General features: G+C 73.7%; 13 protein-coding genes. 8 read left to right on the plus strand and 5 right to left on the minus strand.

From position 1 onward, the window contains the following. Positions 1-725: 725 nt before the first annotated feature. Positions 726-1,424, plus strand: coding sequence for a ComEA family DNA-binding protein (locus IF19_RS1000000137950; protein WP_030119174.1), 699 nt, complete (start codon positions 726-728; stop codon positions 1,422-1,424). Positions 1,425-1,825: 401 nt separating this feature from the next. Then, positions 1,826-4,363 carry a ComEC/Rec2 family competence protein gene (locus IF19_RS0108945; RefSeq protein WP_418952726.1) on the plus strand — a complete coding sequence of 846 codons (2,538 nt, stop codon included), beginning with the start codon at positions 1,826-1,828 and terminating at the stop codon, positions 4,361-4,363. Between the two features lie 46 nt (positions 4,364-4,409). On the opposite strand, the gene IF19_RS0108950 is transcribed toward IF19_RS0108945, so the two are convergent. Continuing rightward, positions 4,410-4,871 carry a pyridoxamine 5'-phosphate oxidase family protein gene (locus IF19_RS0108950; protein WP_030119171.1) on the minus strand — a complete coding sequence of 154 codons (462 nt, stop codon included), beginning with the start codon at positions 4,869-4,871 and terminating at the stop codon, positions 4,410-4,412. Between the two features lie 378 nt (positions 4,872-5,249). Here IF19_RS0108950 and IF19_RS0108955 point away from each other — a divergent pair, with 378 nt between their 5' ends. Further along, positions 5,250-6,131, plus strand: coding sequence for a YceI family protein (locus tag IF19_RS0108955; RefSeq protein ID WP_030119170.1), 882 nt, complete (start codon positions 5,250-5,252; stop codon positions 6,129-6,131). Positions 6,132-6,158: 27 nt separating this feature from the next. On the opposite strand, the gene IF19_RS0108960 is transcribed toward IF19_RS0108955, so the two are convergent. Then, the gene (locus IF19_RS0108960; protein WP_030119169.1) at positions 6,159-6,404 is read right to left on the minus strand and encodes a hypothetical protein; all 246 of its coding nucleotides are present in this window, start codon (positions 6,402-6,404) and stop codon (positions 6,159-6,161) included. Between the two features lie 248 nt (positions 6,405-6,652). Between IF19_RS0108960 and holA the strand changes: the two genes are divergently transcribed. After that, complete coding sequence (gene holA, locus IF19_RS0108965) at positions 6,653-7,639, plus strand: DNA polymerase III subunit delta (protein WP_030119168.1); 987 nt, start codon at positions 6,653-6,655, stop codon at positions 7,637-7,639. A gap of 395 nt (positions 7,640-8,034) precedes the next feature. Here the strand turns inward: holA and rpsT are convergent, their stop codons facing one another. After that, on the minus strand, positions 8,035-8,301 hold the full coding sequence (rpsT, locus tag IF19_RS0108970; RefSeq protein ID WP_030119167.1) for a 30S ribosomal protein S20: 267 nt from the start codon (positions 8,299-8,301) through the stop codon (positions 8,035-8,037). A gap of 216 nt (positions 8,302-8,517) precedes the next feature. On the opposite strand from rpsT, the gene lepA reads away from it, so the two are divergent. Together lepA and IF19_RS0108980 are read left to right on the plus strand one after the other, a co-directional pair. Next, on the plus strand, positions 8,518-10,392 hold the full coding sequence (gene lepA, locus IF19_RS0108975) for a translation elongation factor 4 (protein WP_030731087.1): 1,875 nt from the start codon (positions 8,518-8,520) through the stop codon (positions 10,390-10,392). 332 nt (positions 10,393-10,724) lie between these two features. Then, positions 10,725-12,614, plus strand: coding sequence for an AMP-dependent synthetase/ligase (locus tag IF19_RS0108980; RefSeq protein ID WP_030120265.1), 1,890 nt, complete (start codon positions 10,725-10,727; stop codon positions 12,612-12,614). Between the two features lie 196 nt (positions 12,615-12,810). On the opposite strand, the gene IF19_RS0108985 is transcribed toward IF19_RS0108980, so the two are convergent. After that, complete coding sequence (locus IF19_RS0108985) at positions 12,811-13,662, minus strand: hypothetical protein (protein WP_234313194.1); 852 nt, start codon at positions 13,660-13,662, stop codon at positions 12,811-12,813. Positions 13,663-13,968: 306 nt separating this feature from the next. On the opposite strand from IF19_RS0108985, the gene IF19_RS0108990 reads away from it, so the two are divergent. Both IF19_RS0108990 and hemW read left to right on the plus strand, forming a co-directional pair. Next, the gene (locus IF19_RS0108990; RefSeq protein ID WP_030119162.1) at positions 13,969-15,924 is read left to right on the plus strand and encodes an ATP-binding SpoIIE family protein phosphatase; all 1,956 of its coding nucleotides are present in this window, start codon (positions 13,969-13,971) and stop codon (positions 15,922-15,924) included. A 22-nt stretch (positions 15,925-15,946) separates the two neighbouring features. Next, a complete protein-coding gene (gene hemW / locus IF19_RS0108995; protein WP_030731096.1) occupies positions 15,947-17,188 on the plus strand; it encodes a radical SAM family heme chaperone HemW in 1,242 nt (413 codons plus the stop codon). Positions 17,189-17,331: 143 nt separating this feature from the next. Here hemW and IF19_RS0109000 read toward each other — a convergent pair whose 3' ends face one another. After that, positions 17,332-20,208, minus strand: coding sequence for an ABC transporter substrate-binding protein (locus IF19_RS0109000; RefSeq protein WP_030277160.1), 2,877 nt, complete (start codon positions 20,206-20,208; stop codon positions 17,332-17,334). Positions 20,209-20,213 lie beyond the last annotated feature (5 nt).

The following is a 20,213-nucleotide window of genomic DNA, read 5'->3' on the forward strand; positions in this document are numbered from 1 at the left end:
GATATCCACAACTGCCGGGCCGTCCACAGATATCCGTGCAGCTCAGCGAGGTTCGGCAGTTGTGCCTAACGTCGTGAGGCATGACCCTTCGAAACTCTTGGGCGTCGACTTCCGACGCTTCGGCCACCTCAGCGGTGGCGCCCGCGGCTGTGTCGTCGCCCGTCGAGAGGACCTCCTCACCACCCGGCTCGGGAGACAATCCCTCCTTCCCTGTTCTGCCGCCGCCGGACCCGCTGAGTGGGCGGCACCCGGCACGAGGACGGCACGCGGCCGGTACGCGCCCCGGCGGCCGGGCGGGGACGGGGCCCGGCGCTCGTTCTGTCCCGCGCCCCGGCGGGCGGCGGGCCGCGCGACGTTCCGCTCTCGCGTCGGCTGCCGGGCGTAGCCGAGCGGACGCGCTGATGGCCGGGGCGTTCGGCGGGGGCGGCGGTCCCGGTGAGCCCGGGCCGCTTGCGGCCGCAAGCTGCCCTGTGCAGGAGCCGGGAGCGGGGCCCGCGCCTGCGGAAAGCGTGCGGGCGCCGGTGGCCGCGTTCTCACCTGACCCGGTGGGACCTGAGGTGGCGGGACCTGACCCGGTGGGACCTGAGGTGGCGCGCGACCTCGCAGCCGAACCGGGGCCCCCTGCCGACGGGGTGGACCGGGCGGCGGGGGACAGCTCGAAGCTGCGCCGTCTGACGTCCGTGGTCCGGGAGAGGCTGCCGCTGTGGGTGAGGCTCCGGTGCGGAATGGCCCCGCGCACGCCGGTGGCGCTCGGCCTGGTGCTGATCGCGGCCGTGGCCCTGGCGGTGTTCCACTTCTGGTCCTCGGGCCCGCAGACCGTGGGCGTGCCGGAGCCGGTCGCGGACGAGGCGGTCGTACCGGGACCGACACCGGACGCGTTACGCGCGGGCGCTCCGGACCCGGTGCCCCGCCCGGCTGCCGGGCAGCCGCCTCCCGAGGGCGGCGGAGACGGCGGAGACGGCGGGCAGATCGTCGTCGATGTGAGCGGCAAGGTGCGCAGGCCGGGGGTTCGGCGGCTCCCGGCTGGTTCGCGGGTGGCGGACGCGCTCGAAGCGGCGGGCGGAGTGCGCGTCGGTACGGATCTGACGGGGCTCAACCGGGCGCGGGTTCTGACGGACGGGGAGCAGGTGGTCGTGGGCCTCCCGCCCGGCTCGTCCCTCACGGGAGCGGCGGGCGGTGGAGCGTCCACCGGCGGAGGGCAGACCGGCACGACGGGCGGTGGCGGGCCTTCGGGGCCGTTGAGCCTGAACACCGCGACCGCGGAACAGCTCGAAGCCCTGCCGGGGGTCGGGCCCGTGCTGGCCCAGCACATGATCGACTACCGCACGGAGAACAACGGGTTCCGGTCCGTCGACGAACTCCGCCAGGTCAACGGCATCGGCGACCGCCGTTTCGCCGACCTCCAGCCGCTCGTACGGCCATGAGCGGCCGCGAGCCCCGGTCCGACGTCCGGAGGGGCGCGGTCCCGGGCGTGGGGAGGGGCGTCAGGGGAGACGCGGGCCACGGGCGAGGGCTGCGGGACGGAGCGGCGGTGGCCGGATCGCCCGCTGCGGCGCTCCCGGAAGCTCCGCTGAGGGCATGCCAGGGGGAGCCGGAAGTGTCGGATGCCCGGGGAGACCGGGGCGGCGGACCGGGGGTGCCGGGGCGGGCCGGAGAGAGGCCGGAGGGGCTCGCGGACCTGCGGCTGGTTCCGCCGGCGCTGGCGGTCTGGGGCGCGGCCGCGATCTCGCTGGGGCTCCCGGGTAGGTGGGTGGCGGCGGTGAGCGTCATGTGTGCGGTGCTCGCGTTGACCCTGCTGGCGGTGGCCTCGCGCACAAGGATCCCAATGCTCGCGAGGCCATCGGGGAGCCGGGATGCGCCGCGGAACCGGGAGGCGCCGGGTGGCCAGGAGGCACTGCGGTCCTCGCACGACCAGCAGGGCCCGAGGGGGTGGGGACAGAGCCGTCAGGAGTCGAGGGGGTGGGGACGGGCCCAGCCGGAGCCCGGCCGGCGGGAGCAGGCCCGACAGCAGCCCGGCGGGCGGGGGCAGGGGGAGCGGGCTCACGGGGGGCAGGAGGCTCCGCACCCCCGGGGAGGCCCTCAAGGAAATGGGCGAGCGGCCGGACGGGCCAGGCTCGCCGCTGCCGGGGGAGCGGTGCTGCTGTGCGCGGCGGGTGGCGCCGCGGTGGCCGGGCTGCACGGGGCCGACGTGCGGCGTGGGCCCGTGCCCGTGCTGGCGCGGGAGTACGTGCGGGTCGACGCCGACGTCCGGGTGACCTCGGACCCCCGCGCGACGCGCCCGGCGGTGCGGGGCAGCCACAGCACGCGTCCGCTTCTCCTGCTGAACGCCGAGGTCACGGAGGTGCGGGCCGTCCAGGGGCGGCACGCCCGGCACGCCCGGGTCCGCACCCCGGTGCTGCTCATGGTCGCGGCGGACGACCACCGGGCGGAGTGGCGGAAGCTGCTGCCGTCCACCCGGCTGCGGCTGAGCGGCCGTCTCTCCCCGCCCGCCCACGAGGGCGAACGGCTCGCGGCGGTCCTGCGGGTGGAGGGTGAGGGGCCGCCCCGGATCACCGGACCTCCGACGTGGATCCAGCGTGCGGCGGGGGAGCTGCGGGCCGGCCTGCGGGAGGCGACGGACGGGCTGGACGCGGACGCGCGGGCGCTGCTGCCGGGGCTGGTGGTCGGCGACACATCCAGAGTTCCGCCCGAACTGCACGAGGCGTTCAAGGCGACCGACCTGACACACCTTCTGAGCGTTTCCGGTGCGAATCTGTCGATCCTCCTGTTCCTGCTCGTGGGGCCTCCGGGGGCGGCGCTGAGCGCGGAACGACGGGGCCTGGCACCGGTCCTGGGGCTCTCGCTGCGGACGACCGCGGTGATCGGCGGTGCGATGACGCTCGCGTTCATCGTCGTATGCCGCCCGGAGCCGAGCGTGCTCCGCGCCGCGGCCTGCGGACTCATCACGCTCCTCGCGATCGGCACGGGCCGCCGGAGGTCCCTGATCCCCGCGCTGGCGGCGGCAGTCGTCCTGCTGGTGCTCTACGACCCCTGGCTCGCCCGCAGTTACGGCTTCCTGCTGTCGGTCCTGGCCACCGGGGCGCTGCTGACGATCGCCCCGCGCTGGAGCCTCGCCCTGCGTGCGCGGCGCGTGCCGGGAAGACTCGCCGAGGTGCTGGCGGCGGCGGCCGCCGCGCAGGCCGTGTGCGCCCCCGTGGTGGTGGTCCTGGCGTCGCGGGTGAGCCTGGTGGCGGTCCCGTGCAACCTGCTGGCGGAGTTCGCCGTGGCGCCGGCGACGGTGCTCGGGTTCGCGGCGCTCGCCGTCGCCCCGGTCGCCCCGCCGGTGGCCGAACTGCTGGCCCGGGTCGCGGGATGGCCGGTCGGGTGGATCGCCACGGTCGCCCTTACGGGAGCGGGGCTTCCCGGAGCGGAGGCCCAGTGGCCCGGAGGGTGGCCGGGAGCGGCGCTGCTGGCCGGGCTCACGGTGCTGCTCGTGTGCGTGGCCCCGAGGCTGGCCCGCCGGCCCTGGGTCTGCGCGGCCGCCGGACTGCTCCTCGTGCTCGTGGTGCTGCGCCCGGTCCCGCTGACCCGGATCATGACCGGATGGCCGCCGCCCGGCTGGGCGTTCGCCCTCTGCGACGTGGGGCAGGGCGATGCGATGGTGCTCGCGGCGGGGAAGGGGACGGGGGTGGTCGTCGACACGGGGCCGGACCCCCGCGCGATCGACCGTTGTCTGCGCGACCTCGCGGTGACCCGGGTGCCGCTCGTGGTCCTGACCCACTTCCACGCCGACCACGTACGCGGACTGCCGGGCGTGCTGCGAGGGCGGGCGGTGGGCGCGATCCAGACGACGAGCCTCGAAGAGCCGCCCGAGCAGGCGGCGTTCGTGCGGCGGACGGCGGCCGGGGCGGGGGTTCCCACCGTGCGGGCCGTGGCCGGGGAGCACCGCAGGTGGGGCCCGGTCGACTGGCGCGTCCTCTGGCCCCGCCCCGGGCCCGGGGGAGCGGAGGCCGCGCGGGAGCCGAACGACTCCAGCGTGACCCTGAGGGTGCGGGCGGCCGGCGGACTGACGCTGCTCCTCCTCGGGGACCTCGAACCGCCGGCCCAGCGGGAGCTGCTGCGGGGCGGGGAGGCGTCGGGTCCGGTGGACATCCTCAAGGTGGCCCACCACGGCTCGTCCTACCAGGACGCCGGGCTGCTCCACTCCGTACGGCCGAGGCTGGCGCTCATCTCCTGCGGTGCGGACAACCCGTACGGGCACCCGTCGCCCCGCACGGTGGGAGCCCTCCGGGCGGCGGGCGCGCGGGTCCTGCGTACCGACACCGACGGGCCGATCGCGGTGACGGGCGCCGGGAGGGGGCTGCGGGCGATGGGCCGGTCGTGACCTCGGCCACCGGGCGGGGGCGGTCGACCGGTCAGGTGGAGTGGGGTCAGACCAGCCAGGTGCCGTCGGTCATGAGGTCACGGTCGGGGAGTTCGTTCTCCTCGCGCCAGGCACGCACCGTGTGGGGGGTGATGAGCAGGAACACCCAGCGGGGGGCCTTGCGCGGGTCCCAGCTGAGTTTGGCGGCGAACGCGTCGCCGAGTGCCGTGGGCAGCTCCTCGCCCTCCACGACCCTCGCGTCGCCCTCGATCAGTACGACGTCGCGCGTGTGGCCGACCGTCACCCTGATCGGGCCGGTGGGGGTCACGTTGACCGCGGTCGGGTTGGTCCGTCGGGTACACATCACCAGGACGCCGGTGTCGTCGTCCCAGGAGAACGACAGCGGCACGAGTGTGGGGACGCCGCTTGACGAGGCTGTCCCCACCCATGCGTCGTCGTCCTGCCGCAGTCGGGCCAGGACGTGCTGTTTGCGCTGGTCCCGGCTGCGTGCGGGTTCGGGTTCGGTCATGCCCGACACGCTAGAGCCGATGATCACGCGGCGCCTCGGTCGACAGTCCTCGGGCCGGGGACCTAGGTCCGGTGGTCGGCGGGGCGGGGCGCGGACGCCGTGCGAGGCTCCGGTGCCGCCGCAGCCCGGTGGGAAGAGCCGCCGCGGTCTTGGGGAAGGAACAGTCGCAGCCCTGAGGAACGGAGGGCCCCTTTACACCTCGGCGGCATCTCAGCACAAGACTCTTTCCTGTACCCAGTTTGCTCGAACGCCGCAAAACTGATCGAATGCATGCTCGTCGGCGGGCCGCCGAGCAGACAGAGACGTCCGGCAGACCTGGAAGAGACGTCCACCGGTCAGGGGCCCGGAGTGCGCGGTGCCCCTGGGAGTAGGTAAGTGATGTTCGGCCGTTGGCTGGGAAACAGAGGCCAGGCGGGTGGGCGCGGTGGGGCCCTCGCCGGATTCCAGGTGCCCCGCACCGCGGGTGTGCTCAGCTGCCGGGTGCTGGATCCGGTCAACGAACCGGTTCAGCAGGCCGAGTTCACGGTGACCGACAGCGCGGGCCGGAGGATCACGGGAGGCGAGACGGACCCCTTCGGGAGCGTTCTCGCGACGGTTCCGGCCGGTGACTACCGTCTCGCGGTCACGGCCGAGGGTTTCTCCCCGTTCCACGGGGCGGTCACGGTCTCCGAGGGGGCGCACGCCAATCTGGGCGATGTGACGCTTCAGGTGGCCCAGCTCCCGCCGCTCCCGGACCCCGGAGACTGGGACATCGAGCCGAACCACTCACAGATCGGCTTCACGGCCCGGCACATCGGACTCGCCCGCATTCACGGCAGGTTCAACAACTTCGCCGGGGCGGTCCGGATCGCCGACCGCATGGAGGACTCCGCCATGCACGTGATCATCGACGCCGCGTCGATCGACACCAACGTGCAGATGCGCGACGACCACCTGCGCTCCGGCGACTTCCTCGACGTCGGCCGCTACCCGACGCTGGAGTTCTACAGCGAGCGCTTCGTCCACCGGGGCGGCAGCCGGTGGGGCGTCACCGGGGCGCTGACCCTGCACGGGGTGAGCCGGACCGTGACGCTGGACACCCAGTACCTCGGCATCGGCAACGGGCTGGAGGGCGAGACCCGCGCCGCCTGCCGCGCCACCACCGAACTGCACCGCGAGGACTTCACGCTCACCTGGCAGACCATGCTGGCGCGCGGGATCGCGGTGGTGGGGCCGAGCATCGTCATCGACCTGGACATCCAGATCGTGCCCAAGGGCTGACCCGGGCCCGGCCCGCCGGGGCGTCCCTCACGGCTGCTCCAGCCAGCCCTCGTACTCCTCGGCGAACGCGTTCAGCGCGACCGGGTCCAGCCGTCCGGCCGGGTCCTCGACGACCACCAGCCACTGGGCGTCCTCGGCGTCGTCCTCGCCGGCCAGCGCGTCCCGGACGAGCTGAGGCTCCTCGGCGACCCCGAAGCGGTCCGCCACCTCCTCGGCCACCTCCTCCGCCGCGTCGCGGTCGGGCAGCACCAGTACATGTCTCACATCGCTCACCCGGACATTCTCCGGTACGGGAGCGCGGGCCCGTCGCCGCGGTCCGGGGCTCGCGGCGGCCTCAGACCTGCGGCGGCGTCGCACCCGGGTGCCTTGGACCCGAGGGGGCCTCCGACCCGGAGCGGCCCCGGGCTCCCGCTCCCGCCTCGGACCCGGGACGGCCCCGGGCCCGCGCTCCCGCCTCGGACCCGGGCGGCGGCGGTGCGGGCTGTCGGGGCTGTCAGTGGGGCGTGGGATCCTGGACGGCGATGGCCACCAGGAAGAATTCCACCGACGATCCGCTCGCCCCCCTCACCCTCGCCGTGGGCCAGGAGGACCTCCTCCTGGACCGTGCGGTGCAGCAGGTGGTGGCGGCCGCGCGCGCTGCCGACGCCGACACGGACGTACGCGATCTGGCGTCCGACCAGTTGCAGCCCGGCACGCTCGCCGAGCTGACCAGCCCCTCGCTCTTCGCCGAGCGCAAGGTCGTGATCGTGCGCAACGCGCAGGACCTCTCGGCCGACACCGTCAAGGACGTCAAGGCGTACCTCGGCTCGCCGGTCGAGGAGATCACCCTCGTCCTGCTGCACGCGGGCGGGGCCAAGGGCAAGGGCCTGCTCGACGCGGCACGCAAGGCGGGCGCCCGGGAGGTCGCCTGCCCGAAGACCACCAAGCCGGCCGAGCGGCTCACGTTCGTACGGTCGGAGTTCCGGACGCACGGGCGGTCCGCGACGCCGGAGGCATGCCAGGCGCTCGTCGACTCCATCGGCAGCGATCTGCGGGAGCTGGCCAGCGCGGTGTCCCAGCTGGTCGCGGACGTCGAGGGCACGATCGATGAGGCCGTCGTCGGGCGCTACTACACCGGGCGTGCGGAAGCCTCGTCGTTCACCGTCGCCGACCGGGCGGTCGAAGGGCGCGCGGCGGAGGCGCTGGAGGCGCTGCGGTGGTCGTTGTCGACCGGGGTCCCGCCCGTCCTGATCACCAGCGCACTGGCCCAGGGGGTGCGGGCGATCGGGAAGCTGTCCTCGGCGCGGGGAGGCCGGCCCGCCGATCTGGCACGGGAGCTGGGCATGCCGCCGTGGAAGATCGACCGCGTACGCCAGCAGATGCGGGGCTGGACTCCGGACGGGGTCGCGGTGGCCCTGCGGGCGGTGGCGGCGGCGGACGCGGGGGTGAAGGGCGGAGGGGACGACCCCGAGTACGCCCTGGAGAAGGCCGTCGTCGTCATCGCCCGGGCCGCTCGGTCGGGGCGGTAGCGGTTCCGTCCGGTCCGCCGCGGGGAGCGAGGCCCTGTCGTGACCGGTTCCGTCCGCAAGCGCCGAACGGGCCGGAACGGGTCGCCGCGTCGCGCCGGGAGGGTGCGGGCCCTCGTGCGATCACCGGTTCCGTCCGCAAGCGCCGGACGGGCTGAGGGTGCGCCGGACGGGCCGGAACGGGTCGTCGGGCGGGCCGGAGAGTGGCCCTTGTCCACACGAAAGCCCCGGCCCGACCTGGGGAGATCGGGGACCGGGGCTTCCGGGTCATGCTCTGGTGCGCCGCACCCGCGTGGCGAACGCAGGTTCGGTGTGCGGCGCGGGGGCCGGGCAGGGGCGGGAGAGAGGGCCCGCTGGTCCGTTCCGGCGAATCACATCAGTGAGCTCCGGGAAGAAGCTCAGGCCTGCAGGGAGGCAACCTTGGACGCCAGCGCCGACTTCTTGTTGGCGGCGGCGTTCTTGTGGATGACACCCTTCGAGACGGCCTTGTCGAGCTGACGGGAGGCGTCGCGAGCGGCCGTGGTGGCCTTCTCGACGTCACCGGCGACGACGGCCTCGCGGGCCTTGCGGATCGCGGTCTTGAGCGACGACTTGACGGCCTTGTTGCGCAGGCGCGCCTTCTCGTTGGTCTTGTTCCGCTTGATCTGGGACTTGATGTTCGCCACGAAAAGAGCCTTTTCAGGTTCGTTGGATCTTCCAGGTGAGCCCCGCCGCTCGTGAGAGCCACGAGGCACAGCTGTCCACGGTAGCAGTCACCCTCCGACCGGCCCAAACCGGTCGCCGCCCCGCAGGCGTGGGACGATGGAGCCTACGTATCGATCCGACCGACCCGACATCGACCCGAGACACGGCGTTCGGCGTCTCAAGAATCAGGACCCTGCGTGCCCGCGACTCCTTCCAACGTGCCCGAGCCGAGCCGTACCGACCCGGCGCTGATCCGCAACTTCTGCATCATCGCGCACATCGACCACGGCAAGTCGACCCTCGCCGACCGGATGCTTCAGCTGACCGGAGTGGTCGACCAGCGGCAGATGCGTGCTCAGTACCTCGACCGGATGGACATCGAGCGCGAGCGCGGCATCACCATCAAGTCCCAGGCGGTGCGGCTGCCCTGGGCGCCCACCGAGGGCGAGGACAAGGGCCTGACCCACGTCCTCAACATGATCGACACCCCGGGCCACGTGGACTTCACGTACGAGGTCTCCCGTTCGCTCGCCGCCTGCGAGGGCACGGTCCTGCTGGTCGACGCCGCGCAGGGCATCGAGGCCCAGACGCTGGCCAACCTCTACCTCGCGATGGAGAACGACCTCACCATCGTCCCGGTGCTCAACAAGATCGACCTCCCGGCCGCCCAGCCGGAGAAGTTCTCCGAGGAGCTGGCGAACCTCATCGGCTGCCAGCCCGAGGACGTGCTCAAGGTCTCCGCCAAGACCGGTGTCGGCGTGGACGCGCTGCTCGACCGGGTCGTGCGGGACGTGCCGGCCCCGGTCGGCGTCGCGGACGCCCCCGCCCGCGCGATGATCTTCGACTCGGTCTACGACTCGTACCGCGGTGTCGTCACCTACGTCCGTGTCGTCGACGGCCAGCTCAACAAGCGCGAGCGCATCAGGATGATGTCGACCGGCGCCACCCACGAGCTGCTGGAGATCGGGGTGTCCTCCCCGGAGATGACCCCGGCCGACGGCATCGGCGTGGGCGAGGTCGGCTACATCATCACCGGCGTGAAGGACGTCCGGCAGTCCAAGGTCGGTGACACGATCACCTCCCTGAACAACGGGGCGACCGAGCCGCTGGGCGGCTACAAGGACCCGAAGCCGATGGTCTTCTCGGGCCTCTACCCGCTGGACGGCTCCGACTACCCGGACCTGCGCGAGGCGCTCGACAAGCTCCAGCTCAACGACGCCGCCCTGGTCTACGAGCCGGAGACCTCCGCCGCGCTCGGCTTCGGCTTCCGCGTCGGCTTCCTCGGCCTGCTCCACCTGGACGTGGTCCGCGAGCGGCTGGAGCGCGAGTTCGGGCTCGACCTCATCGCCACCGCGCCCAACGTGGTCTACCGCGTCGAGATGGAGGACGGCACCGAGCACGTCGTCACCAACCCGAGCGAGTTCCCCGAGGGCAAGATCGACAAGGTGCACGAGCCGGTCGTCCGCGCCACGGTGCTGGCCCCGAGCGAGTTCATCGGCGCGATCATGGAGCTGTGCCAGGGCCGTCGCGGCACCCTCCTCGGCATGGACTACCTTTCCGAGGACCGGGTCGAGATCCGCTACACCCTCCCGCTCGCGGAGATCGTCTTCGACTTCTTCGACCAGTTGAAGTCCAAGACCCGCGGATACGCCTCCCTCGACTACGAGCCCACCGGCGAGCAGACGGCCAACCTCGTCAAGGTCGACATCCTGCTCCACGGCGACAAGGTGGACGCGTTCTCCGCGGTCACCCACAAGGACAAGGCGTACGCGTACGGCGTACGGCTCGTCGCCAAGCTGCAGAAGCTCATCCCGCGCCAGAACTTCGAGGTGCCCATCCAAGCGGCCATCGGGGCCCGGGTCATCGCCCGCGAGACCGTCCGCGCCATCCGCAAGGACGTCCTCGCCAAGTGCTACGGCGGTGACATCTCCCGTAAGCGGAAGCTGCTGGAGAAGCAGAAGGAGGGCAAGAAGCGGATGAAGATGGTCGGCAACGTGGAGGTCCCGCAGGACGCCTTCATCTCCGTCCTGTCGACCGACGAGTCCGCCGGGGAGAGCAAGGGCAAGAAGTAGCCGGGAGGCGGTGTTCACACCGCCGTTCCCGACGTGCTCGCCCCGCCTCCGGGCGGCCGGAAAGGGCCCCCGCTCCGCAGCCGTACGCGGAGCGGGGGCCCTTTGTCGTGCTCCCTTTCGTTATGAAGCGGCGGCCCGCTGCCCCTTACGTGGCGGACACGCGCGCTTTACTCTGATCACGTCTTGATGGTTACTGACCAGTTAAACAAGCAGAACATGCAGGTAGAGCAGTAGGACGAGAGCAGCGAGAAGCAGCAGGCACCAGGACGACAGCAGCTGGTCGCTGTATCAAAGAAGCCGGTCGTAGCAATGCCGCAGGCCCGGAGGACGTCGTGAGCGACACACAGACCTTGATCGATAACCGGCCGCCCTCCGTGGCGTCCCTTTTCATCGACCGCGTGGCGGCGACCCCCGACGGGGAGGCGTACCGCTATCCGGTGCCGCCGGCCTCGGGCGAGGGGCCCGACGACTGGAAGTCCCTGAGCTGGGGCCAGGCCGCTGAGCGGGTCTTCGCCATCGCCGCGGGCCTCATCGCGCTCGGCGTGCAGCCGGAGGAGCGCGTCGCCCTCTCCTCGGCCACCCGGGTGGAGTGGATCCTCATCGACCTCGGGGTGATGTGCGCGGGCGCCGCGACCACCACGATCTACCCCTCGACGAACGCCGAGGAGTCCGCGTTCATCCTGTCCGACTCCGAGAGCCGGGTGCTCGTCGCGGAGGACGCCGAGCAGCTCGCCAAGGCCCGGGAGACCCGGAAGGACCTGCCGGACCTCGCCCACGTCGTCGTCATCGACCCGGCGGGGGTCGAGCCCGCCGAGGGCGACCCCGACGGCTGGATCATCACCCTGGCCGACCTGGAGGCCCGGGGCAACGAGCTGCTGGCCGAGACCCCGGACGCGGTCACCGGACGGGTCGCCGCGATCACCGCCGACCAGCTCGCCACCCTGATCTACACCTCGGGCACCACCGGCCGCCCCAAGGGCGTACGGCTGCCGCACGACAACTGGTCGTACATGGCCAAGGCCACCGTGGCGACCGGGCTGATCACCGCCGAGGACGTGCAGTACCTCTGGCTGCCGCTCGCCCACGTCTTCGGCAAGGTCCTCACCTCCGGCCAGATCGAGGTCGGCCACGTCACCGCGATCGACGGCCGCATCGACAAGATCATCGAGAACCTGCCGGTCGTCCAGCCGACCTACATGGCCGCCGTGCCCCGGATCTTCGAGAAGGTCTACAACGGGGTCGCCTCCAAGGCCCGTGCGGGCGGCGGCGCCAAGTACAAGATCTTCCAGTGGGCGGCGGGGGTGGCCCGCGAGTACGCCAAGGTCTCCCAGGACAACTTCCGCCGGACCGGCAACCCCTCCGTGCCCTTCGCGCTCGGCGCCAAGCACAAGGTCGCCGACGCGCTCGTCTTCTCCAAGATCCGTGAGGCGTTCGGCGGCCGGCTCCGCGCCTGCATCTCCGGCTCCGCCGCCCTCGCCCCGGACATCGGCTACTTCTTCGCGGGCGCCGGCGTCCACATCCTGGAGGGCTACGGCCTCACCGAGAGCAGCGCCGCCTCCTTCGTCAACCCGGGCGAGGCGTACCGCACGGGCACCGTCGGCAAGCCGCTCCCCGGCACCGAGGTGCGGATCGCGGACGACGGCGAGATCCTCATGCGCGGCCCCGGCATCATGCAGGGCTACCACAAGCTGCCCGACAAGACCGAGGAGGTTCTGGAGTCGGACGGCTGGTTCCACACCGGTGACATCGGCGAGCTGTCGCCCGACGGCTACCTCCGCATCACCGACCGCAAGAAGGACCTGATCAAGACGTCGGGCGGCAAGTACGTCGCCCCGGCGGAGGTCGAGGGCCAGTTCAAGGCGGTCTGCCCGTTCGTCTCCAACATCCTGGTGCACGGCGCGGACCGTAACTTCTGCACCGCGCTCATCGCCCTCGACGAGCCCACCCTCCTCGGCTGGGCCGCCGAGAACGGGCTGGCGGGCAAGTCGTACGCGGAGGTCGTCGCGGCCCCCCGGACGGTCGAGCTGATCGACGGGTACGTCAAGCAGCTCAACGAGGGCCTCCAGCGCTGGCAGACCATCAAGAAGTTCCGCCTCCTGCCGCGCGACCTGGACGTCGAGCACGGCGAGCTGACCCCCAGCCTCAAGCTGAAGCGTCCGGTCGTCGAGCGCGAGTACCGCGGGCTTATCGACGAGATGTACGCGGGCACGCGCGAGGCCTGACGGGCGGCCCGGCCCGTCCGCTTCACGGCGGGCCGGGCCGGACAAGTCCCGCAGGCGGATCGCGCGGACCGTCCGGGGGCTCGGCCCCGGACGGACACGGGCGGGGCGCCCGGACCCTGCGGGGGCCGGGGCCCCGCCCGTCGTACGTGCGCGTACGCCCGGGCACGCCCGGGGAGGGCCGCGCTCCTCGGACGCCTCACGCGTCGGGCAGGACGAGGAAGACCTCGGAGAACGTGAGGCCGTGCCGGTCGGTCGTCACCCCGCACGGGCAGCCCAGGGTGACCCGGCGCCAGTCGCAGACGACGGTCCACGGCCCGTCCGCGTTCGAACACCCGGGGCAGCGGAACGTGTCGGCCGTCCACACGTGGCGGGCGGGCCTCCCGTAGTGCCGGAGGCGGCCCGCGTACCGCGTGCGCCAGGGAACGGCCGCCGGGTGCCGGGCCCCGGTCCCGGGCGGGGCCGGAGCCGCCAGGGCGGTGAAGACATCGGTCAGACCGGGCAGGAGGGCTTCGCCCGCGTCGGTCGGCGGCGCCTCCGGCCGGTCGGCCGCGTCATGCGTCGCCGCTCCGCGTGCCGCCGCGCCCTCGGGGGCGGCTGACCCGCTCGGGACCGGGTAGCGCGGGGCCGCGGCGGCGGGCGGCGGATTGGGGGTGCCGTACCAGGGCACGTACGCACGGGCGACGGCCGCCAGCAGGGCCGCGGCCGGCGGGCTGACCGCGCCCGCGTCGAGGTGGTGGACCGCCCTGCGCCAGATCCGCTGGAGCCTCCGGTCCCGGTCCACGGCCCGTGCCCGCGCCCAGGCGGCCCCGCGCCGGGGGAGGGGAGCGGTCAGCCGGGCGAGGACCCTCGCGGCGGCCTCGGCGTCCGCCGCGTCCGGCCGCCACACGCCGCTCTCCAGCCACCCCCGGGCGCGCTCCGCCTCCCGGTGCAGCGCGCGGACCGGCAGCGGGGAGACACCGGAGGCGGAAGCGCTCGTGGGGCCCTTCGGGTCAGGCTCCTCGGCACTGGGGACCACCGCGTCGGACGTCCGCCCGCAGTCCGCCGTCATCAGGCCCCCGCCCTCGTCCCACCCTGCTCACCGACGTATCGGGCGAACGATATACGGGTACCGGCGGCGCCCCCGTGCGCAGCGCCCCGCCCGCACCCTCCGCAGCGCTCCGGCGCGGCCCTCCCAGGCGGTCGGCGACCGGCGGGCCGGCCGAGCCGTCGCGGGCGTGCCCGCCCACGGCCCATCGGTTTTCCGAAGCCTTGCGTTCGAATGTGCTCGATTTTCTGCCCACTTCAGTAACTCGGTGCTTATGCGTGCCGCCCGTCTGTCACTCTGTCGGTGTCGTCGGACCGTAGGAGCCGTACCGTGGCGCCCCTTCCCCTGCAGCGGGACACCGTGCAGCGTCCCGGCACCTCCCGTGCCGGGTGCGTGCCGGGCCGTCGCCCGGCCAGTCGTACGAGCCTGCCCGGAATTCCGCTCGCCCCGTCCGCGGCCCGGCGGTTCGTGCGGGCCGCGCTCGCGGAGTGGACCGGGCTCGGGGTGCCCGCCGCCGTGGGGTTCAGCGACCGGCTCGCCGACGACGCCGTGACCGTCACCAACGAGCTGGTCACCAACGCCGTCGTGCACGCCGGGACCACCGTCGACCTGGTCATCACGCTGGAGGAGGGCGGCGAGGAGCCGTCCGCCGCCCTCGTCCTGGAGGTCACCGACCACCACCCGGCCCGCCCCGTCAGCGGTGACGACCCCGCCCCGGAGCCCGAACCCGCCGGGGCCGCCGCCGGGGAGCTGCCCGACCCCGCCGAGTACGGGCGCGGCCTCCAGCTCGTCGCCACCCTCGCCGACTCCTGGGGCATCACCTACCGCACCGGCCGCAAGACGGTCTGGGCCCGCCTCCCCGTCGACGACTGGAGCGCCCCGCCCGCCCAGCCGGAAGCGGACGCCCTCCGGCGCGGCCTGCGCGCCGCCGAACTCCTCGCCCCCGTCGCCCGGCGCACCGAGCGCGACGACACCGTCTGGGACGGCCGGGGCGCCCCCGCCTTCCTCGCCGAGGCGTCCGACCTGCTCGCCGGGCAGCTCGACGAGGATCTGGTGGCGGCCATAGCGGGCCAGCTCCTGGTGCCCCGGCTGGCCGACTGGTGCGCGATCCGGCTGGAGGCCGAGAGCGGGAAGTCGGCCGCCGAGCCCCGCCCCGTCCAGGTCCGGCACCGCGACGAGAGCGGCGCCGAGGCCCTGCGCGCCGCCCTGGAGACGGCTCCTTTTACGCTCCCGGCCGTGGCGGGGTCCGGACCCGTACCGGTCCCCGTGCCGTGGTCGGCCGCCCGGGCCGAAGGGGCCGGCGGCGCCCCGCGCCCCGGCTGCCCCGACGGGGCCGCGCTCGCGTTCCGGATCACCGCCGGGGGCCGGACGCTCGGCACCGTCATCGTCGGGCGGGAGGGCGACGCCCCGGTGCCCGAGGCCGTCTCCTCGCTCATCGAGGACTTCGTCCGCCGGCTCGGCCTTGCCGTGGGGGCCGCCCGCGCCTACACCCGGCAGGCCACCATCAGCCGCATCCTCCAGCGCGGACTGCTCCCCAGCAAGGTCGCCGACATCCCCGGCGTCACCAGCGCCCTCGTGTACGAGCCGAGCGACGACGGCGTGGTCGGCGGCGACTTCTACGACATCTTCCCGTGCCCCGGCGACCGCTGGTGCTTCGTCCTCGGCGACGTCCAGGGCTCCGGCCCCGAGGCCGCCGTCGTCACCGGCCTCGCCCGCCCCTGGCTGCGGCTCCTCTCCCGCGAGGGCTTCGGCGTCGGGGAGGTGCTGGACCGGCTCAACCGGCTGCTCCTCGACGACGCGATGGAGGCCGCCGAGGCCGCCGCCCTGATGGTCGCCGCCGCCGGGGGACAACAGCTCCACGACGGCACCCAGCCGCGGTTCCTCTCCCTGCTCTACGGGGAGGTCGTGCCGCTCCCCGGCGGCGGGGTCCGCTGCACGGTGGCCAGCGCCGGACACCCGCTGCCGCTGCTGCTGCGCCCCGACGGTTCCGTACGCCCGGCCGCCGAGCCCCAGGTCCTGCTCGGGGTCGTCGAGGAGGTGGCCTACGAGAGCCAGGTCTTCGACCTCGCGCCCGGCGACACCCTCCTCTGCGTCACCGACGGGGTGACCGAGCGGCGCTCGGGCCCGCTGATGTTCGACGACGGGGACGGGCTCGCCCGGGCCCTGGCAGGCTGCGCCGGACTGCCCGCCGACGCCACCGCCGAACGGCTGCGGCGGGCCGTCCACGAGTTCGCCGAGCAGCCCCCGGACGACGACGTGGCGCTGCTGGTCCTGCACGCGGACTGAAGCACGTCGGGGGCGAGCGACAATGGACGGTATGCCTTCCGTACTGCCCGATGGTGAACCCGTGCCCGACGACGGGGCGCTGCCCCGCCACGCCCTGGAAGGCGCAGCCGACCGCCCGCTCGGCTTCTACCTGCACGTCCCGTACTGCGCCACCCGCTGCGGCTACTGCGACTTCAACACCTACACCGCCACCGAGCTGCGCGGCTCCGGCGGGGCGCTGGCCTCCCGCGACAACTACGCCGCCCACCTGATCGAGGAGGTCCGCCGGGCCCGCAAGGTCCTCGGCGACGACCCGCGCCCGGTCCGCACCGTCTTCGTCGGCGGCGGCACCCCGACCCTGCTGCCCGCCGCCGACCTCGTGAGGATGCTGGCCGCGATCCGGGACGAGTTCGGGCTCGCGGACGACGCCGAGATCACCACCGAGGCCAACCCCGAGTCGGTCGGCCCGGCCTACCTCGAAGCCCTGCGCGAAGGCGGCTTCAACCGGGTCTCCTTCGGGATGCAGAGCGCCAAGCGGCACGTCCTGAAGATCCTCGACCGCACGCACACCCCCGGCCGCCCGGAGGCGTGCGTCGCCGAGGCGCGCGCGGCGGGCTTCGACCACGTCAACCTCGACCTGATCTACGGCACCCCCGGCGAGTCCGACGACGACTGGCGGGCCAGCCTCGACGCCGCGATCGGCGCGGGACCCGACCACGTCTCCGCGTACGCGCTGATCGTCGAGGAGGGCACCCAGCTCGCCCGGCGCATCCGGCGCGGCGAGATCCCGATGACCGACGACGACGCGCACGCCGACCGCTACCTCATCGCGGACGAGGCGTTCGCCGCCGCCGGGTTCCACTGGTACGAGGTCTCCAACTGGGCCACCACCGAGGCCGGCCGCTGCCTGCACAACGAGCTGTACTGGCGCGGCGCCGACTGGTGGGGCGCGGGCCCCGGCGCGCACAGCCACGTCGGGGGCGTGCGCTGGTGGAACGTGAAGCACCCCGGCGCGTACGCCCAGGCGCTCGCCGAGGGCCGCTCGCCCGGCGCGGGCCGCGAGGTGCTGAGCGACGAGGACCGCCGGGTCGAGCGCATCCTGCTGGAGCTGCGGCTCCTCGACGGCTGCCCGCTCGACCTGCTGAAACCCGACGGGCTCGCCGCCTCCCGCCGCGCCCTCGACGACGGGCTGCTGGAGCCGGAGCCGTACGGGAGGGGCCGCGCGGTCCTCACCCTGCGCGGGCGGCTCCTGGCCGACGCCGTCGTCCGCGACCTGGTCGACTGAGCCCGGCGGCGGGCGACGCGGCCGGGCTCACGGCCCGGCAGCGGGCCGCGCGGGCCCGCCGCACCGCGCGGTGGCCCCGGGCCCGGCTCACCGACGCCCGCCTCACCACGCCGCCCGCCTCACCGCGCCGCCCGGCCCGCGGCTCACGGCTTGCAGTCCTTCGCCGTCAGCGGCGGCGCGACCCCGGCCGGCTTGCCGCACACCAGGGTCCGCTGGGCGTCGGGCCCCGGCCGGACGACCTTGACGATGTTGAGGCCGTGCAGGTTGTCCGAGACCGAGGACCGGTCCCGGCTGAACGAGATCGTCCCCGTGGGCATGTTGTTGAGCTCCACCGTGTGCAGCGTCGCCCAGGTCTCCGCGGCGCTCCGCCGCTCGTCCCGGCGCGCCGCCGCGTCGTACAGGGCCGCCGTCGCGCTGAAGGCGATCACGGTCTGCCCGCTGGCGAACAGGTCGTCCTCGTACGCCGGCCGCCCCGACGCCAGCGTCGCGACCTCCCCGTCGGGGTGCAGTCGCCGCAGCGCCCGGTAGGAGTCCCCGTAGAAGCCGAGGTTCTTCCCCCGGTCCAGCGGCGCGAGCGAGGAGTGGTAGAGCGTGACGTTGGCCGCGATCGACGTGGAGTCGTCGAACGTGCCCTTCGTCAGGTCGTCGCCGGTGAACACCGTCATCCGCCGGTCCGCGCACCCCGTGGCCTCCGAAAGACCCCGCATCAGCGCCGGCACGTCCTCGACCCGCCCGGCGAAGTACAGCGCGTCCGGCACCCGCTCGGCCCCGCAGATCGTGGTCAGCGGGGCGTTCAGACTGGCCCCGCCCGCGAGGTTGTACTCCACGCCCTCGCCCAGCGAGAACCCCGCCTCGCGCAGCATCCTGCCGCCCGCGGCCCGCTGCTCGGTCGTGTACTGGTCCAGGTCCCCGTTGCGCTTCTTGCGGGACAGCACGATCGCGTGCGGGCGGTCCAGGTCGTCCGCGATCTGCCGCGCGACCAGGCCGAGCGCGTACGTCTGCTCCTCGTCCGTCGCCGCGAGACCGAAGTAGTTGGGGAAGTCGCGGGGCAGGTCGCTGCTGGAGTTCGTCGTGTCCACCAGCGGCAGCCCGGCCTCGCGCAGCAGCTCCACCGCGTCGTCGCTCTGCTCGGTGTTGCGGCCGAGGCCGACCACGCCGACCACCGTCGGGTCCCGCCGGGCCACCTCGATGATCTTCCGTACGGCGGTGAGCTGCCGCAGCATGCCCGCGCCGCCGTTGGCGGTCAGCACCCGCAGCTTCACCGACCGGCGCACGGTCTTGTTCACCGCCCGCTGCTGGAGGTAGACGCCGGTCAGCTCCTCCAGCCCCTTGCGGGTGGCCTCCCGGTCGTTGCCGGGAGCGGTCAGGGGACCGGCGTACACGACCGTCACGTACGCGTCGCCCGCCTCGATGTCGTCGTTCTCCTCGCGGATCGCCTGTTCGATCCGTTCGAAGGTGATGCCTTTGCCCGCCCCGTTCAGCTCCAGGCCGTTGCCGGCCGCGAACCGGACCTCGGGCGCGGTCGCCACGCCCACGCACTCGCGGTCGTCACCGGGGCCCTGCCAGATCGCGTCGGTGTTGCGGTCGGTCAGCGGTCCGTGGCAGTACGTGTCGCGCCAGTGCCCCGCCCACAGGAACGCGCCCAGCAGCGAGCCCACGACGACCACCGCGATGGTCGCCCGCGACATCACCCACCACGCCCACGTCCGCCGCACCCGATGGGTGACGAGCTGGGCGTACGCGTGCTCGTGGGTCAGCTTCTCGGTTGACAGCGGTAGCAGCAGCACCCACGCCAGGGTCGCCGCCGCCACCGGCGACTGGCCGAGGCTCAGATCGTCGACCCACCGCTCGTACCGGGCGCGCGCACCGGAGAAGCCGGTCGGCGCGCCGGGGCCCGGCCGCTCCGGGGGCAGCGGCGGGGTGTGCCGCATGATCTCCGGGGCCGGCAGCGAGGCGAGCAGCAGCAGCGGGTCCACCTCGCTGCGCCGCGACCGTACGTTGTTGATCGCGTTGATCAGCAGGATGCCGCCGTTGTCCTGCGTGGCCCGGGGCAGGAACACCACTGGCGGCACCGTGCGCTTGCTGCGCCGCCAGTCCAGCGAGTGCGGGCGGTAGTTGTGCCGCAGGTCCTCCAGCAGCGCCTGCACCCGCAGCTCCAGATGGAACTGGCGCGCGTGCTCGTCACCCGCCCCGGCGTCCGCCACCCGCTCCGCGACCGCCGCCGACCGCGCCCGGATCACCCGCCACGAACCGCTCGGCGAGAACCACGACCAGCCGTCCGACGGATAGCCCGTGCTGGACGCGGCCAGCGAGGAGGTGGTGGCGAACCAGCGGCTCGCCCGGCGCAGCCACAGCAGCGGCGGGGCGGTCCGCCGCGCCAGCCCCACCACGGCGAGCCCGATCAGCGCCAGCGCCCCCACCAGCGCCGTCAGCAGCCAGTCGATCTCCCCGAGCAACACGCTGAGCAGGGCGATGAACAGCGCCCCGACGAACGTCTCGGGCCGGACCGACTGCCGCAGCGCGTCCCACCGCGTCGACCCGCGCGGCCGCCCCGACCGCCAGCGCAGCCGGCTCAGCTGCTCCAGAATCCTCTCGTCGCGGTCCTCGACCGGGTTCCCGTCGGCCTGGCCGACCACCGTCGCGGTGGCCTGCTCGATCGCCCCGAGGAGCCGGGAGCGGGGAAACGCGAAGTTCTTGTACTGGGTGTTCTCGCGCGTCTCCCACGGCTTCTCGGAGAGCGTGCGCACCATGTCGAGCGCCGCCTCGTACGGGGTGGGGCCCTCACCGTCCAGCAGCCGCACCGGCACCCGGCGCAACTCGTTGGCCCGGTGCACCTGGTGGACCAACTGCTCCACGCGCGCGTCGATCTCCGGCCCGGCCGCCGCGTCCGCGGCCTGGACCACCACGAGCGGCATCACCGGCCGGTTGACCCGGTACCGGTCGATCAACTGCTGCATCAGATGGAAGACGGCCGAGGCCGCCTCGTTGTCCGCACTGTCCCGCCAGACCTCGCGCGCCATCGCCC

Source organism: Streptomyces californicus, assembly GCF_000717645.1.
Taxonomy (GTDB): Bacteria; Actinomycetota; Actinomycetes; order Streptomycetales; family Streptomycetaceae; genus Streptomyces; species Streptomyces californicus.